Annotated in this window: 1 tRNA gene and 1 pseudogene; both read left to right on the top strand. The window is 68.0% G+C overall.

Going from position 1 to position 437, the window contains the following annotated elements:
* Positions 1–122: 122 nt before the first annotated feature.
* Positions 123–196 (top strand) — tRNA-Arg (locus I6F37_RS40435).
* Between the two features lie 12 nt (positions 197–208).
* Positions 209–437: pseudogene (locus I6F37_RS40430) on the top strand (RCC1 domain-containing protein); the annotation flags it as partial.

Genomic DNA, 437 nt, shown 5'->3' with positions numbered 1-437 from the left:
CAGTGAAACACCGCGCCGCTGAACTCCAGGTCCATCCGGTCAGCATAGAAATCGCGCACGATCATGGCGGGACCCTTCCCGCTACCGTTGCCTGCGACCAGGGCAGGTCTCCGGCTCAAGAACCCCCTGTAGCTCAGCTGGACAGAGCAGCGGACTTCTAATCCGCCGGCCGCAGGTTCGAATCCTGCCAGGGGGACGCGAGGGCGCGATGACCTTGGAGGTCGGGATGAGCGATCGGTGGCGACGGTGGACTCCCACGGTCGGGGTGCTGCTGGCAGTTCTTGCCGTCGGCTCGCCGGCGAGCGCGACGGCAGCAGAACGCCCTCGCGCCAGTGCCTCCGCGTGGGGACTCAACACGTGGGGGCAGCTCGGCGACGGGACGACGCGGGACCGTCACGAACCGATCCGGATCGACGGCTTGAGCCGGGTCACCGAGG

The organism is Bradyrhizobium sp. NBAIM08 (genome assembly GCF_020193935.1).
Classification (GTDB): domain Bacteria; phylum Pseudomonadota; class Alphaproteobacteria; order Rhizobiales; family Xanthobacteraceae; genus Bradyrhizobium; species Bradyrhizobium yuanmingense.
The sequence above is the reverse complement of the archived record's forward strand: the minus strand, read 5'-3'. Positions and strand labels throughout refer to the sequence as shown.